Here is a 16,230-nt window from a genome sequence, read left to right as displayed (position 1 = left end):
TTACCTTCATTGGTTTTAAAGAATTCTAGTGATTGTATATTTGTTTCTGTACCAAATAGGTGGTTTGGCTTGGGATTTGTCCCTATGCTTTAGAAGTCAATACAGCTTACACCCTAGCCCATTTCGATTTTGAATAAAGCTTTAGTAATAGTTTTCATATTTGTTATTGGATTGGTTCCTGGCTGGATACATGGACAGGTCTCGGTTCCTCGGGAGGGCTTTCCATATTGTGAGCCTTTTACTGGGACTGCAGCAGCTTTGAGGGCAGAAACGATCATAGGAGGCGCTGCTTCCGTAGGAAATGGCTATTTGGAGTTGACTGCTAATGACACTTCTGAGTCAGGCTATGTATATATTGATATTCCTTTTTCATCCGAGTATGGGATAAAAGCTTCTTTTGAATATGTGAGCTACGGAGGCTCTAATCCTGGAGCGGATGGATTTAGTTTTTTCATGTTTGATGGTAATCTCGGTCCTGATCCCGGTCCTAATCAATTTGCCATTGGTGGGTTTGGCGGGTCATTGGGATATGCACCAAGAGAATGGCCGGCTAATGTTTTATCCAGAAGTGATGGATTAAAAGGTGCTTATATCGGAATCGCCTTTGATGAATGGGGGAATTTTGTGCGAGAATTTGAAAAAGATTCTGCAGCACATGCACAAAGTGAATTTATAGACTCTCCTCATGGATTAGGAAACAATCTCCTGACAGGCAACGGGACCTATCCTCACACAGTCTCCATAAGGGGACCTCATAATGCTAGTGGGCCAAATGTTCCTTATGGATTGATTGATTACCGTCAGGTTAATTTTCCTACTTATACTCCATTCCCATTTAGAATAGATGTCCCAAGTAATGTTATCCCCGATTTGTTTAATTGTGGTGATGCCAATTACCGAAAGGTGTTTATAGAATTAGTACCTATAGGAGGGTTTTATCAGGTTTCCGTCACAATGAAAGTTGGAAATCAGATTGTTGATATTTTTAATGGTCCTGTAAACTATAATTTCAATGCTCCAAATAGCATTAAATTGGGTTTTGCAGCTTCGACAGGTTGGAACACTAACCATCACCTGATCAGAAATCTTGCAGTTGACGTATCGACCATTGACGAGGCCTTAAGGCCTGAAGTCAGCGAAAACGAAAAACGTACTTGTGTCAACCAAGGAATCGAAATCACCATTGATGACATCAATCTAAAGACGGGCGCAAATGCGTTTATTCAATGTGTTCAGTTGTATGATCCTGCTCTTTTAGGAACTTCAAATCCTCCCTGGGAAGAGACTACCGCAAATGTCAACCATTTGGATTGTGGACCGGCTGATATTTGCAAGGAATGTAGCACAACTAACCTGCAGCATATCGTGCCTGGATTGGGAGTTTTTGTTTTGGAGCCATTGGGTGATTTGGAGTTTGACTCCAATGGCAATTTGATCGGTTCGATAAATGATGTAAAAGTAACTTTCACTCCTGAGCCAGATGCAATAGGCACTGCTGAAGTACTTTACACAGCTCAAGATAACTATGGTCTGATTTCTGAACCTGCCGTTATTCGGGTAATTATTAACCCTATACCCGAAATCCTCGAAGAGGTAGTTGTCAACCCTACTTGCGACGGGCAGGATGATGGAGAAATCTGGGTTAGAGTCGGTAATTTGTTGGATGGTGCCACTTACAGATGGATCTGGGATGGAAATCCTATCACTACTGAGGCTCCAATTCCCAATATTGTCAACGATGAAGCTGAATTGACTTTAACTGGGGTAAATTTAGGAGGCTATCGATTGGAGGTATTTAATCCTTTGAATGATGGTTTGGGAGGAAATTGTCCGAATCTCTTAGACGAAATTATCATCGATTTGGAAAATGGCACTCCGGTAGAACTCGAACCTTTTGATACAGAGATTTGCGAAGGAACACCTGCAGAAATCACGCCTTTTTTAGATCCATCATATAATCCAAACAATCTACTAGTACCTTTTAGCTGGTATTCCAGTCCAGATCGGAGTGGTGGCCCGCTTCCGGTTAACGGCACTGCTACCATAGACGGCTCAAATGTTAATGTGCAAATTACAGCAGATGGAACTATTACCATTGAGGGTCTTGAAGCTGATGGATTGAATTCAAAAGATTATACTCTTTACGTAGAGACTACATTCAGTGACAATTCAGGCGAGCCAGGGGATTCAGGGAATTTTTGTCCATTTATAGGTGATGTGATTACAGAGGCAACTATAACCGTATACCCCGCACTTGATATCTCACCGCAAATTACACCGGACTGGTGTAGAGATGCAGTCGGCCAGATCCAGATCGAAGCTTTAGGTGGTAACGGGGACAAGACCTTTATGCTTTTTGACGATCAAAATAATGAGCTCGAAACGCAAATAAATCCAACTATAGCTACTTTCACTGGACTTTTGCCTGGAGATTATTTTATTGAAATTGAGAGCAATAACCCAAACTGTATTGAGTCAGTACCAGCTGCTGTAGATGGTCCTGATGAGGAGTTGACTATTGCAGCTATAGGCCAAACACCGACTTCATGTGATTTAGACAACGGAACCTTTACCTTAGAAATAGCAGGTGGAAATGGTACGCTTAGTGTCACAAATCTCAGTATAGCTGGAGGTACAGCTGGAGGAGTTGTATATAATAGCACTGATGATACTTTTACGTATAGCGGTTTGGCTCCTGGTATAAACTATACCGTTACGGTCACAGATGATCATAACTGTACCGCAACTGTGCCGTTTGTTCTAGATGAAATCCAAACCCCAGTTTTTACCATAGTTGAGCCTGCAGATGTCTGCTTGGATGTAAGCTCCTTAGACTTTTCAGTAAACTATGACTTTTTTGAAATACAGGCCACTGCCGTTCCCGTATTTAACTGGTATGAATCTGAAACTGGCGGGTCAGCCATCACTGATGGATCAGGGCCATTGGGAATGAGTTATTCTGTGGATAATAGCACAGGAGCTCTTTCAATTACTGATTTGGAGGCAGGTATTTATACACTCTGGCTGGAGATGTCTGGCCCAGACGCATGTAACCTCCCTAGGATTTCTGTTGATTTCGAGATTTTCCCACTTCCGGATCCAATAGCTCCAGACATAGCCAATATTAGCTGTTTCGGAGAAACTGACGGGTCTATCCAAGTAAATCTAGCATCGGGGAACGCCTCAGATTTTCTATTTGAACTGATAGGTGATAATGGAGTCAATATCTCTTTCGCGGATAATCACGGATTATTTCAGAACCTTCCAGCAGGAAACTATCAGATTTTCATTCAAAATAAAAATACACGGTGCCAGATTGAAGCAGATCCGGTGACTTTGATTGAACCTGTTGAATTATTGGTTAACCTAGGGACAATCACTGATCCAAACTGTGATGTGGACAATGGTACCATTGAATTTACCGTTGATGGGGGCACTCCAGCAGTGGATGGAACTTACCAAGTGGAAATCAATGGGCAGCCTTTGGGTAGCTATTCCTCAAGTACCAATGTGGAACCAACAGGAGAAACACTGATAGGAGTTACTGGCTTGGCAGCAGGAAGCTATACCGTGCGCGTAATAGATGCAAGTGGATGTGAATCAACTGAAGATTTCACACTCACTGCTCAGATTCTCCCAGAATATGGCTTAACCGATGCCGCCGTATGTTTGAATGAAACAGCTGTTATCCTACCAGAGGTATTAAACCCTGGTGCGCCGGATGCCGCTCCGGTCTATCGCTGGTACAAGGATTCAACTGCTACTGACGAAATAGTAGATGGCAATGATGCAGCACTTGAATTAGACTTTACGGTGAATAGTAGTAATGGAGAACTTACGGTGTCAAACTTCACCAATGCTGGGACATACACCTTTTACCTGAAACCTGAAATATTAAATGCTTGTGACTTTACACCTGTACCTGTAGAGGTAGTAGTGAACCCATTGCCTGGGCCAGTATTTGAACCTGTACCTACATCATGTTTTATGGGTTCGGATGGAGCAATAGAATTGGTGTCTGGTGGAAACGGTGACTTCAGCTATACTCTCCAAAGTGGAGCCACTTCATTTAATACAAGCAGCAACCGTTTTGAGGGATTGCCTGCGGGTAATTATGTAGTACAGGTGGTGAATGATGTCACTGGTTGTAGGAATGAATTTACAATAGAGGTATCTGAACCTGTTGAATTATTGGTTAACCTAGGGACAATCACTGATCCAAACTGTGATGTGGACAATGGTACCATTGAATTTACCGTTGATGGGGGCACTCCAGCAGTGGATGGAACTTACCAAGTGGAAATCAATGGGCAGCCTTTGGGTAGCTATTCCTCAAGTACCAATGTGGAACCAACAGGAGAAACACTGATAGGAGTTACTGGCTTGGCAGCAGGAAGCTATACCGTGCGCGTAATAGATGCAAGTGGATGTGAATCAACTGAAGATTTCACACTCACTGCTCAGATTCTCCCAGAATATGGCTTAACCGATGCCGCCGTATGTTTGAATGAAACAGCTGTTATCCTACCAGAGGTATTAAACCCTGGTGCGCCGGATGCCGCTCCGGTCTATCGCTGGTACAAGGATTCAACTGCTACTGACGAAATAGTAGATGGCAATGATGCAGCACTTGAATTAGACTTTACGGTGAATAGTAGTAATGGAGAACTTACGGTGTCAAACTTCACCAATGCTGGGACATACACCTTTTACCTGAAACCTGAAATATTAAATGCTTGTGATCTTACACCGGTACCTGTAGAGGTAGTGGTCAACCCTTTACCTGAAGTGGTTTTCGAAGCAATTCCAGCGACCTGCTTTGGTAACAACGATGGGGTGATTAAGTTGGTGTCGGGTGGAGATCCTACATATACCTATACTTTGAATACTGGTGAACAAAACACCAATGGAAGTTTCAACGGACTGACAGCAGGGTTATATCCAATTGAAATCCAGGATGCCATAGGTTGTGTGACCATTGTGGAAGTGGAAGTGTTGGAGCCCGACCCACTTCAGATCATTGCTGTCGAATTTACTGACCCTACCTGTGGTGATTTCAATGGGGAGGTAGTTTTTGAAATAACTGGAGGTACTCCAGGTTATTTGCTGAATGTAAATTCATCCCCGCTAAATGATTTTAATTATCAGGTAAATGGCAATCGATATACCATACAGGGATTGGAACCTGGATCTTATAGTGTTGATGTAGTGGATGTTAACTCCTGCAATGTATCTGCACCAAATCTCTTTGACCTCACTAACAATGAAGGGCTTGATGTAGTCTCTGATCCTATGCAGGATGAAATCTGCCAAGGAGGTATTGCAACTTTGATACCTCAATTAACTGTGCCATTAGGAGCTAGCCCTATATTGAGATGGTATTTTGATGCTAATGCTACGCAGGAAATTATTTCTAGTAATTCTCCAGATTCTGAAGGGATAATTTACCAGATTGGAACAAACTCTACGCTGACTATCGAAGGTTTGGAGCCTGGTTCCTTTACTTATTATCTGAGGATTTCTGGCCCGGGGATATGTACTAAAGTCACCGAGGCGAATGTTACTGTTAATGCTCCTGTAGAAGCTGATGTCATCGCGACTGCTATTACCTGCTACGGTGAGGCAGATGGTAGGATTGAAGTAAGTAATCCTTCTGGAGGTAATGGAACCTGGGAATATCGCCTAGATGGGGGGACTTGGCAACCAGATCCAATTTTTGAGAACTTAGCGGCAAAGTCGTACCAGTTGCAAGTTCGTGACACTAGCGGTCTTGATGGTTGTATGTTCCATACTGAAATAGCTGTAGAAGGACCAGACACACCAATAGCGATCAATACTCAAGATATAATCAGGACAAGTTGTGACCTTGCAAATGGGGCTATCCGAAATGTCGAAGTGACAGGAGGCTGGGAAAATTATACTTTCGAATGGAGAAAAGATGATCCAGTTTCGGGAACTATCATGCCTCAAGGTACTATTTCGGGAATTGAGGATTTGGAGCCTGGCAAGTATTATTTAGTAATAAGGGATAGCGGAGGTTGTGAAGAAGTTTTTAGTTTTTCTATTGGGGTAGCATCCGATCCTGTCTATCAAGTAGTTCCACCTATTGACGCATGTTTTGGTTCCCCTATCAGTATTCAACCTATTCATTTGGCACCAGACCCTGCTCTGCCACCTGCTGCTGCTACAGAAGTTCGTTGGTATAAGGAACCAGGTCAGGTTGGGCGGATTAGTACAGGGCCTGACCCTCAAGATCCATCGATAACATATAATGTGGATGACTCAGACTGGCTAAACCCTGTACTAGAGATAGAAAATCTGCCTGTGGGAGATCATGATTTTTATTTCTATGTAGTCTGCACCGGGCAGGAAATCCGAGTAGAGGTTACCGTATTTGATACGCCAGCTATGGTTTTTGAAGCTAGTCCAGTACAGTGTTTTGGGGATACAAATGGGAAGATTTTTGCCGTTTCAGGAGAAAGTTCAGAATATACTTACAGCTTGAATTCCGGACCTAATATGACTTTAGCTGAACTAGAAGCGATGAATCTTCCGGCTGGAATTTATACAATAGAAGTGATCACACCTGCTGGCTGTCCGCAGCGTTTGGATCTTGAAGTACAAGGTCCGCCAGCGTCGTTGAGTTATTCAAACTATTCGCAGGTTGATCCAGGTTGCGGAGCTGCCAACGGAAAAATCGAATTGGATGTAACTGGTGGCTGGTTGCCGTATACAATTGATATTTATAAAAATGGTTCTCTTGTGAGTACCGAGAATTTTTCTCAAAATGAGGTAATAATAAATGACCTAACTACCGGGGATTATTACCTTGAAATAACTGATGCTGAAGGATGTACACTTTCAACTCCTAACCTGAATTTGATTGATGGGCCAACTCAGATTTTGGTGAATGATCAATCCGTATGTGAAGGTGAATTAGTTACGCTTACACCAGTCCTTGACCCGGCGGTTTCAAACGCTGATTTTGTTTGGTCGTTTGATGCCGCAGGAAGTAACGTTATCAATTCAAGTCCAAATCCTGATGCGAGCGGGGTGACTTATCAGATTGATAATGCAGGTACTTTGACTATCGCAGGACTGAGCTCCGCAGCACAACCTTATAAGTATTATGTAACTGCTTCAGGGAATGGAGTTTGTCTTGGGTATTTAGCAGATCCAGCTGTAAGTGTGTCGGATGCACCTTCAGCTACTGTTAATCTCACTCCGGAGCAGTGCTTTGGAGATGGCGGGCGTATAACTGTGAATGCTACTGGGGGAGATGGTACCTATGAGTATAGCCTTGATGGGGGGGCGTTCCAGTCCACCAATATATTCGATGTTCCAGCAGGTGTATATTCACTAAAGGTTAGGTCTGGTACAGGCTGTGAATTTAGTCTAAGTGATGTAGAAGTATTAGGCCCAAGGGCACCTATTTCCGTATCGGATGTCAAAGGACTGAATGCTTCATGTAATCTTGATAATGGTGAAATTAGCTTTTCCATTTCTGGAGGATATGGCGGGTATTCAGTGGAAACATTTAAAGATGGTGGCAGCATTGGCAGCTCTTCTGCCGATGCTAATGACGATTTTGTAATCTCAGGATTAAGCATAGGAACCTATTCTTTTGTTATCAAAGATAGTTCAGGATGTCCGTACGAATTTGATAGTCCTCTTGAACTTACCGAGGAGCCTACTCGAATTGAAGTTGATAATGAACAGATATGTGAAGGGGAAACAGCTGTACTTGAGCCAGAGGTGACCACCAGTAGTCCAGATGCGACTTTTGCTTGGTATTTCGACGCAGCTGGAAACTCCCCTGTCACATCAGGATCTACTGGGGGGGTAACTTACACATTAAGTCCCACTGGAGAATTGACAGTGGTAGGCCTGCCCAGTAAAAGTGATCCCTATGTGTATTATGTTTCAGCAGTAGGAACGGGAATATGTGGACTAGAACCCACTCCGGCATCTATTAGAGTGTCACAAATCCCAGATTTAAGAGTTTCAAATCCTTCTATAGTATGTGACCCGACACAGTCGGTGGATCTGACACAATATATAGAAGGGTATAATCCTAGCGTGTACGACTATAACGTGTTGAGCCCAACCGGTTCTAGTATGCAGCTTGGGGAGTTGAGCAGTGTTTCCGTTTCCGGAGACTATCGGGTTTCAAGCAGTACGAAAGGTACTTCCTGTTGGAATGACCATCAAAGGATCAGGGTGATTATCGCCGAGGAATTATTGGAAGCAGACTTTGAGTACTCAGTAGATTTAGGAGGTGGAAATATAATTGTACTTGGAGAAATCCAAATTTTGGATGATGTTAACTTCACTGATTTGTCTGTAGGGAATGCCATTGCCTGGAACTGGGACTTTGGAGACGGAGGCTCCAGTACAGAACAAAACCCTACTTATCAATATCAATCAAAAGGTCAATATACCATAACCCTTACCACCACCGACCAAATTGGCTGTCAATCCCAATATCAGATGGTAGTCAATGTGTTTGATGATTATTTGATAATGGTCCCGAATGCCTTTACCCCTGATGGACAGAAGAATAGTTATTTCAAGCCGGTCTTTAGAGGAGTCAGCGATATGGACTTCTATATATTTAACACTTGGGGCGAATTGATCTTTGAAGCCAATTCTCTTGAAACCTTAGGATGGGATGGTACTTTGAATGGGAAAGATGTTCCAAACGGTAATTATGTCTATAAGGCTATATTTACAACTCGATCAGGAGAAACAGTCGAAAAAGCAGGAGTTTTTATATTAATACGATAAATGATAATTGCAGAAGTCGGACAGGCTCATGATGGAAGCCTTGGTAATGCCCACGCCTATATAGATGCCCTAGCAGATACTGGAGTGGATGCGATCAAATTCCAAACCCATATTGCAGAAGCAGAAAGCTCAGAATTTGAACCTTTTCGTATCAAATTCTCTAAGCAAGACAAATCCAGGTTTGACTATTGGAAGAGAATGGAATTTACACCATCCCAATGGCAAGAACTCAGAGATCACTGCAAAGAGAAGAAATTGAAATTTATCTCATCACCTTTTAGTATAGCAGCAGTAGAGTTACTTGCTAAGATAGATGTGGATCTTTTTAAAATAGGCTCAGGAGAAGTGAAAAACCACCTCCTCTTAGAAATAATCGGCCAAACCCAAAAACCAATCATACTCAGTTCTGGGATGAGCTCTATGCATGAACTGGCAGATACAATTAGTTTTCTGAAGAAATTTACAAACAAGCTAAGCGTTCTCCAATGTACTACTGCATACCCTACTATTCCGAACCAATGGGGACTCAATGTCATCAAAGAGTTGAAAGAAAGATTTAATCTCCCCACTGGGTTTTCTGATCACAGCGGCGATATATTTGCCTGTCTTGCCGCCGCCGCTCATGGTGCAGAGATCTTCGAGTTCCATGTGGTTTTTGATAAAAGACAGTTTGGGCCGGATTCATCGGCCAGTATTACGATTGACCAGACCAAACAACTCTGCCTTGGTATCAGGCAAATACAAGAGTCCTTATTTAGCCCTGTGCAAAAAGATGATACAGAGAAATATGAAGGTCTGAAATCCATGTTTGGAAAAAGTTTAGCGGTAAATAAAGACCTGCCCAAAGGGCATGAAATTGTATTAAGTGATTTGGAAACCAAAAAGCCGGGAAATCGAGGGATTCCAGCATATGATTATCACTCCGTCCTTGGCAAGACAATTACAGTGGATTTAAAAAAATGGGACTTTTTGACGTCCAAGCATATTAGGTAAGTATCATGAGAAGAAAAATCTGTGTAGTAATCACTGCAAGGCCATCATATTCCAGAATTAAGACAGCTCTATCTGCAATAAAAGCACATCCTAAACTTGAACTACAATTGGTAGTTGCCGCATCAGCATTGTTGGACAGATATGGTATGGCAACCAAATATATAGAGAAAGACGGATTTGAAATCGCAGCAAAGGTTTACAGTGTTTTGGAAGGCGAAAACCTAACCGCTGCAGCCAAAACTACAGGGATAGGCATTCTTGAGCTTTCCACTGTGTTTGATAATTTGAATCCTGATATAGTAGTCACTGTGGCAGATAGGTTTGAAACCATGGCTACTGCTATATCAGCTAGCTATATGAACATTCCGTTGGCTCATATTCAAGGCGGGGAAGTGACAGGGAATATCGATGAAAAGGTGAGGCATGCGATTACCAAGCTATCTGATTATCATTTTGTAGCGTCTAAAGGTGCTTATGATAGGGTTATTAAGTTGGGGGAAATGAAGGATTTTGTTTTCAACACAGGATGCCCCAGTATTGACTTGGCTCATGAGGTAAAAGATTGTGAAACTCTGGACTTTGATCCTGTACAAAAATATGGTGGGGTAGGAGGTAACCCTGATATCTCAAATGGATATTGGGTCGTTATGCAGCATCCTGTAACTACCGAGGTAGAGAGTTCTAGAATACATATTGAAGAATCTTTAAAAGCTCTTCATAGATTGGATGAACCCGTTTTTTGGTTTTGGCCAAACGTAGATGCAGGAGCTGATGGCACGAGTACAGGGATAAGAGCATTTAGAGAAAAGCACGATCTTAAAAGATTTCACTTCTTCAAAAATATGGAGCCAACTGATTTTTTGAAGCTTCTTTACAATAGCAAGGGGTTAATAGGAAATAGTAGTGTGGGAATTAGGGAATGCGCTTATTTAGGTGTTCCTGTTGTAAATATCGGTACAAGACAAAATCAGAGAGAGCGCGGATTTAATGTTATAGATGTGCCATATTCTTCAGATAGTATTTATCAGGCTCTTGTGACTATTAAAAACACCCAGAAACCTGCGTCATCTGACATCTACGGTAATGGCGATGCAGGTGATAAAATTGCAAAGAATTTAGTGGAGGTTCCTCTTGTTTTTCACAAAACCATCACATTTTGACAGTTAGTGCCTAGAGATCTATACTATAGAGTTAGAGTTGAAGAAATGACAGAGCATGAATACAACTTACACCAAAAATTTGCAATTTCATTGAATCTAGAAGTTTGGATTACAGCTGAACCTACGAAGATAGAAACCACCTGTATTTAGGCTTTAACTGTAATTAAATATTCATGAAATAGTTAATGATTTTATCTCAAATTATAGTTTTTTTACTGCTGCTTCTCCTTGCCCTAGTCTATCACCGACTGGCACTGAGGTTCAATATTGTAGATAAGCCAAACCACCGCAGTTCCCATATCCATACCACTGTGAGGGGAGGAGGGATTCTTTTTCCCTTTGCGATCCTGTTTTGGTGGATGGCTTTCGACTTCCAGCATACCTGGATGGTTTTAGGAGTGGTTTGGGTTGCTGCCATCAGCCTGCTGGATGACATATATAGTATATCCAGCAAGATCAGGTTTGCCGTGCAATTCTTGGCTCTGACTATGGCTTTCTATGATCTGGATGTTTTCGTGCAGATTCATTTGTGGGCCCTGCCTGTCTTGTATTTTATTGCCCTGGCCATCATCAATGGGGTCAACTTCATGGACGGTATCAATGGAGTCACTGGACTGTATGGCTTGGTCTTTCTGGGAAGCATGCTTGCGGTGAACGCATACATGGGGATCTTTGACCAGTTTCTGATCCGATATGAGATCCTAGCTATCTGTGTTTTCCTGATCTTCAATCTTCGCAAAAAAGCCCTGATGTTTGCAGGGGATATAGGCAGTATCTCCCTTGCCTATCTGATGATTTACTTCTTGGTACAATGGTATTTGTATACAGACTCTTGGACCGTCATTCTTTTTCTGCTCATTTATGGGCTGGATACAGCTATCACTATTTTTGGACGGATCCTTAAAGGAGAAAAGATTTCCGAACCACACCGAACACATCTTTACCAGATCCTGGCTAATCAAGGAGGCTTTCCTCATGTTAATATAGCACTCTGTTACGCGCTACTTCAACTAGGCGTCAACTTCATACTTTTTATCTATCCCAAATCAACACCAGACCCTTACTTGGGGTTGGGCGTAATGCTGGCAACAGGACTTTTCTATATTGCCCTGAAATCCTTCCTCCTCAAAAAATACGCTAAAGTCCGCCCTTAACCCCATATAAATTGATTATAAATATAGGTTCCGGATGCTGGAGGTAATAGGTAAGTTCCTGCTCCTTTATAATTTGGAAGCTGGGTTGGATTATGTCCTTCATAGTGAGTGGTTGTCTGTTGGTTTAGCCCCAATATAAAAAAATTATGGAAAGAATAGAATTGATTATCAGCTATATAGCCTGAGCTGATGTTTCTATGATGTTGCTTAGCAGTTAATGGTGTTCCTACCATCCATCCTGTTTTTCTTTCAAGTAGTTAATAGCAGTGGTGGCAGTCAGACCATGGATCAGGATGGAGCATCCAATACAAAATGTAACTATCGCCCAAAGTTCATCCTCTGAATCAAAGGCTATTTCGTTTAGCCCAAATGAAAGGTAAAAGAGGGAGCCCATCCCACGGATTCCAAAAAATGAAGAAACCAGTTTCTGCCGGGGTTTGAGAGTGCTACCAGTCAAGCTGATGTAGGCAAAGACAGGACGGATGAGCAAAATAAAGAGGAGAGCAAAAACTACCATCTTCCAATTGAGTGGCTCCAGAATTCCTAAGGCAACTGCGCCTCCTAGCAGTAATAAAAGTACAGCAATAAACATTTGTTCTATTTGGTCCGTAAATGAATGCAATGAATTGTGATATTCATGTTCTTTTTCACTATGTCTGAAGGTGATGGCACAGACAAACACGGCAATGAATCCATAGGCATGAAGTAGTTCTGTTATCCCATAAATCAATAAAGTCAGGGAAATAGCCAGAAAACCTTCTAGATTTTTAAGTATTTCATTTTTCCCAAAAAAGTTAAAAACCAGATACCCAGCTGCCTTGCCAAAAGCATAGCCGATGGCAATCCCCCCGATGATCTGATAAAGAAAATGATAGAAGAACCATTCTTCAAGAGATGCGTCTCCACCGCTGGCAATTATACCTACGGTGACTGCAAGCCAGGTGAAAGGGAAAGCCATGCCATCGTTTAATCCAGCTTCAGAGGTGAGCACGAATTTAGTTGATGATTTATTTTGCTCATTGGGTGGCCCTACTTGTACATCAGATGCTAATACAGGATCAGTAGGGGCGAGACAAGCACCCAGAAGAATAGCAGTTGCTATATCCAGGTCAAGTACAAAATAGCCAAATGCCGCCGCAAATGCGATACAAAGCAGCATGGCAATGAAAACCAATCTTAGGGGAGAAGCCCACTTTTTAAACGAGAAGGGTTGATCTATCCGAATTCCAACTCCCATCAATGATATAATCACCACCAGTTCCGTCAGATGTACTATTTCCTCACCGTTATCATCAGGAAGTGGGATGGGCAGAATGTCTGGAAATAAGCTATACAGCAGAATCCCGGCCAATAAGTAAAAGACAGCATAGGAAATGCCTGCTTTTTTAGCCAATATGGACACCCATGGCAATGCAAAAGTAGCAAGGCCTATGATCACCATCGAAAACATATATTTTTCCATTCGCTAGGTTAAAAGTAAGTAGTTGAATTGTGCTCAGACTTTTATATTATTTCTGCAGTAGCTGGGCAGGATGGAGGTGAACAGTTATTTCATTTCCCAACTTCAGAAAACCTATAGGGTCTAATAGTAGCACTTAGGATGCCTTTTTTCTGCACTTTCACAACATCGCCCCAATAAACTGATTCTTGCTCTCTGAAGCTTAAAGTAAATTACAGGTGGTTTGTCAGTTGTAGAGCCAAAGCTACCCTACAGGATTTTTCTTTAAGATACTGATTGCACTATTTTTCAAATGATTATAATTGTTTTTCTAAGACCAGATAGCCTGTCCCGTCCGCTGTGGCGGATCGGGAGAATCTTTGACGATTAATCCGTCAGTCGGTGGAGCCCTGTGTGTTTAATGATGATTTTAATCGTGTCGATTCCATATCATTAAATGTCAAAGTGTTGAGAGAATTCAACGGTTTGAGAAGATATCTCTCGCCACTCGTACCGAATGGCTATGCCAACTGTTGATTTAAATAGAAAGTTTCCGGAGCTGATCCCAATGCTGCATCAGTAGTAAAAAGCTGTTAAGCTGATTTTTAGTTGTTGTGTAAATCCCCATCAAGCTAGGAGTAAGACCAATACCTATACCGAATAGCTTACATGGCTGGTTTTTTGGTTATTAATGATCACAAATCCTTATGGCAATGTGTAGCTTAATTCCCATGAAAAGCAATTGTTCTCAAGCTCTTGAGCAATGCATTAATGATATCCATGAACTATTGGTCTTTATAAAAGTCGCCCCCGAATTTGAACAATGTTCCAAACTCGCACATCGTTGCAAAGATGCCTGTGTTGAATGTCTGGATGCATGCGAATCCGCCCGATTGGACAGAGGCAAAATGATGTTGGCCTGCGTGGAAGTGTGCGGTGATTTTGCCGCAGAATGCAGGAAGTATGAGGCAAGGGAATTTAGAAACTGTGCCGCCTCCTGCAGGGCATGCATAGAAGAGTTTGAGAATGTCTTGGCTTGATCCGGTACAGGGAGTAGTTCTTGAGAACTGATTGTTATGGAAAATATTATATTTGAAAGTTGGGAAAGTACCGTACGTACGGTAGTCTTGACAGTGTTTGGATACCTGATTATGGTATTCTTGCTCAGGATCTCTGGCAAGAGGACACTCTCCAAAATGAATGCATTTGACTTTGTGGTGACAATAGCCCTTGGGTCTTGTATGGCTTCTATATCACTCAATAAGAACATTACATTAGTTGACGGGATAGTGGCTTTCTCATTATTTATATTTATGCAGTTCCTCTTTACTTTTCTTTCGGTACGGATAAAAGGATTCCGTTCTTTGATAGCCGATAAGCCTGTAGTGGTTTTTTATAAAGGGGAATTTGTGGATGAGGAGATGAAAAAGCAACGCTTGACAAAGGAAGAAGTGTTTAATGTATGCCGGCTGAACGGCTATTCCTCAGTAGATGAAGTTTACCTCATTGTTTTGGAAAGTACAGGAGACTTGTCAATAGTGGACAATTACCATCAGGGAAGAATGAATGCCGCGGATTCTTTACATCAAAATGAACCTGGGGTTGGATAAGGAATTAGTTGTGATTGATTTTATCCGTATCCGCTTAACTGCACGGAAGCGCTTTGAATATCCCATAACAGGTGTGGATGTTAATAAAGAAAATCTGTCTTTTTCTCTTTTGCTGATTTTTCCAAATAACTGGTAAATCGTTCGATTTTTCCGTTAAGAGATCTTGAAAAAACCTTCTTCCACTTTCCTGATTTTAATTTCAGGTTTACCGAGTATAATTTTCCCCACCAGAGAACCCGGACACGTTGGATGTTCCAGCTCTGCAGGTCTGTTTCCAGATTTATAACGTCTTTTTTCAAGGGATGCCAGATGGTTAATATATTCCCTTTTCTATGGATGTTATTGCTGGTTTTGGAATCTGCAAACAGCACAGAGAGCAGAATTATTATTATTAAAAGGGTCAAGAGAAGTATAAAAAGGTAATTCATAGGCTAAAACTTAGGTTAGTCTTCTCTAAAATTCCAATGATAATGCCATAGGATCTTTTCAGGATTGTTGGAAAAGCAAGTCCACCATAGAGAAATCGTGAGTGAAACTTGTTTAGTAAGGATTCCTTACTATATTTGTTCAGGCAATATCGCATTACAACTCTAACTTTATTAAAACATGGGAAAAACAATTTTCTACCACGCAGGATGTCCCATTTGCACCAGTGCAGAACACGACATTGTAAATCTTATTGGGGCAGACAAGGTGGAAACCGTCCACATTGGCCAAGATCATAATCGATTTGTAGAAGCTGAAAAGGCAGGTATAAAATCCGTTCCTACTTTGCTGACTCCCAATGGGAATGCATTGCACATCAATTTCGGAGCATCTATGGCTGATGTGAAAGGCTAAAAAAATTTAGCGATATAAGTTAGGACTCCTAATTTTAATTGGGGCCTAACTTATTTTTAATCATTTTTACTCCGTAAAGTTAGGATTCCTATCTTCATGGAGTTACGCTTTTTCTGAAGACTGATGTAGGCTTTTAGTTGATTTTCCATTGGGTTTATCAGAGGGAGTATTGCTAATGCCCGCACTGCGTATCCCCAAGTATTTGTTATAAAATGAGGGCAAGAAAGTGATTTTATTGAAAGATGTTG

The 16,230-nt window shown here is 41.7% G+C and carries 10 protein-coding genes; 7 read left to right on the top strand and 3 right to left on the bottom strand.

The features are described 5' to 3' along the window. Positions 1 to 129 precede the first annotated feature (129 nt). The 4 genes from LZF95_RS11320 (at position 130) to LZF95_RS11305 (ending at position 12,094) form a co-directional block, all read left to right on the top strand. Complete coding sequence (locus LZF95_RS11320) at positions 130 to 8,787, top strand: PKD domain-containing protein (protein ID WP_233755108.1); 8,658 nt, start codon at positions 130 to 132, stop codon at positions 8,785 to 8,787. Further along, positions 8,788 to 9,780 (top strand): N-acetylneuraminate synthase family protein, encoded by a 993-nt coding sequence (locus LZF95_RS11315; protein WP_233755107.1) that lies wholly within the window; start codon positions 8,788 to 8,790, stop codon positions 9,778 to 9,780. A 5-nt stretch (positions 9,781 to 9,785) separates the two neighbouring features. Then, on the top strand, positions 9,786 to 10,940 hold the full coding sequence (gene neuC / locus LZF95_RS11310) for a UDP-N-acetylglucosamine 2-epimerase (protein WP_233755106.1): 1,155 nt from the start codon (positions 9,786 to 9,788) through the stop codon (positions 10,938 to 10,940). Positions 10,941 to 11,125: 185 nt separating this feature from the next. After that, positions 11,126 to 12,094: a glycosyltransferase family 4 protein gene (locus tag LZF95_RS11305; protein ID WP_233755105.1), complete on the top strand. Its 969-nt coding sequence runs from the start codon at positions 11,126 to 11,128 to the stop codon at positions 12,092 to 12,094. Here the strand turns inward: LZF95_RS11305 and LZF95_RS11300 are convergent. Together LZF95_RS11300 and LZF95_RS11295 are read right to left on the bottom strand one after the other, a co-directional pair. After that, entirely contained in the window at positions 12,091 to 12,327 is a 237-nt protein-coding gene (locus LZF95_RS11300) for a hypothetical protein (protein ID WP_233755104.1), read from the bottom strand. The two genes, LZF95_RS11305 and LZF95_RS11300, sit on opposite strands and share 4 nt — an antisense overlap. Further along, on the bottom strand, positions 12,321 to 13,556 hold the full coding sequence (locus tag LZF95_RS11295; protein ID WP_233755103.1) for a sodium:proton antiporter: 1,236 nt from the start codon (positions 13,554 to 13,556) through the stop codon (positions 12,321 to 12,323). The genes LZF95_RS11300 and LZF95_RS11295 overlap by 7 nt, the downstream gene beginning before the upstream one ends. 707 nt (positions 13,557 to 14,263) lie before the next feature. Here LZF95_RS11295 and LZF95_RS11290 point away from each other — a divergent pair. Both LZF95_RS11290 and LZF95_RS11285 read left to right on the top strand, forming a co-directional pair. Next, entirely contained in the window at positions 14,264 to 14,572 is a 309-nt protein-coding gene (locus tag LZF95_RS11290; protein ID WP_233755102.1) for a hypothetical protein, read from the top strand. A gap of 36 nt (positions 14,573 to 14,608) precedes the next feature. Beyond that, positions 14,609 to 15,142 carry a DUF421 domain-containing protein gene (locus LZF95_RS11285; protein ID WP_233755101.1) on the top strand — a complete coding sequence of 178 codons (534 nt, stop codon included), beginning with the start codon at positions 14,609 to 14,611 and terminating at the stop codon, positions 15,140 to 15,142. Positions 15,143 to 15,222: 80 nt separating this feature from the next. Here LZF95_RS11285 and LZF95_RS11280 read toward each other — a convergent pair whose 3' ends face one another. Then, positions 15,223 to 15,570, bottom strand: a complete 348-nt coding sequence (locus LZF95_RS11280; RefSeq protein WP_233755100.1) for a hypothetical protein — start codon at positions 15,568 to 15,570, stop codon at positions 15,223 to 15,225. 178 nt (positions 15,571 to 15,748) lie between these two features. On the opposite strand from LZF95_RS11280, the gene LZF95_RS11275 reads away from it, so the two are divergent. Further along, positions 15,749 to 15,982 (top strand): thioredoxin family protein, encoded by a 234-nt coding sequence (locus tag LZF95_RS11275; protein WP_233755099.1) that lies wholly within the window; start codon positions 15,749 to 15,751, stop codon positions 15,980 to 15,982. The last annotated feature ends 248 nt before the right edge of the window (positions 15,983 to 16,230 follow it).

The sequence above is a fragment of the Algoriphagus sp. AGSA1 genome (assembly GCF_021390545.1).
GTDB lineage: Bacteria > Bacteroidota > Bacteroidia > Cytophagales > Cyclobacteriaceae > Algoriphagus.
This window is presented reverse-complemented; position numbering and strand designations above follow the sequence as displayed.

Bases quoted from the DNA above. Each gene is read 5' to 3' on its own strand.
- LZF95_RS11280 (WP_233755100.1), bottom strand. From the start codon at position 15,570: ATGAATTACCTTTTTATACTTCTCTTGACCCTTTTAATAATAATAATT.
- LZF95_RS11285 (WP_233755101.1), top strand. From the start codon at position 14,609: ATGGAAAATATTATATTTGAAAGTTGGGAAAGTACCGTACGTACGGTA.
- LZF95_RS11295 (WP_233755103.1), bottom strand. From the start codon at position 13,556: ATGGAAAAATATATGTTTTCGATGGTGATCATAGGCCTTGCTACTTTT.
- LZF95_RS11315 (WP_233755107.1), top strand. From the start codon at position 8,788: ATGATAATTGCAGAAGTCGGACAGGCTCATGATGGAAGCCTTGGTAAT.
- LZF95_RS11275 (WP_233755099.1), top strand. From the start codon at position 15,749: ATGGGAAAAACAATTTTCTACCACGCAGGATGTCCCATTTGCACCAGT.
- LZF95_RS11290 (WP_233755102.1), top strand. From the start codon at position 14,264: ATGAAAAGCAATTGTTCTCAAGCTCTTGAGCAATGCATTAATGATATC.
- neuC (WP_233755106.1), top strand. From the start codon at position 9,786: ATGAGAAGAAAAATCTGTGTAGTAATCACTGCAAGGCCATCATATTCC.
- LZF95_RS11300 (WP_233755104.1), bottom strand. From the start codon at position 12,327: ATGGTAGGAACACCATTAACTGCTAAGCAACATCATAGAAACATCAGC.
- LZF95_RS11305 (WP_233755105.1), top strand. From the start codon at position 11,126: ATGATTTTATCTCAAATTATAGTTTTTTTACTGCTGCTTCTCCTTGCC.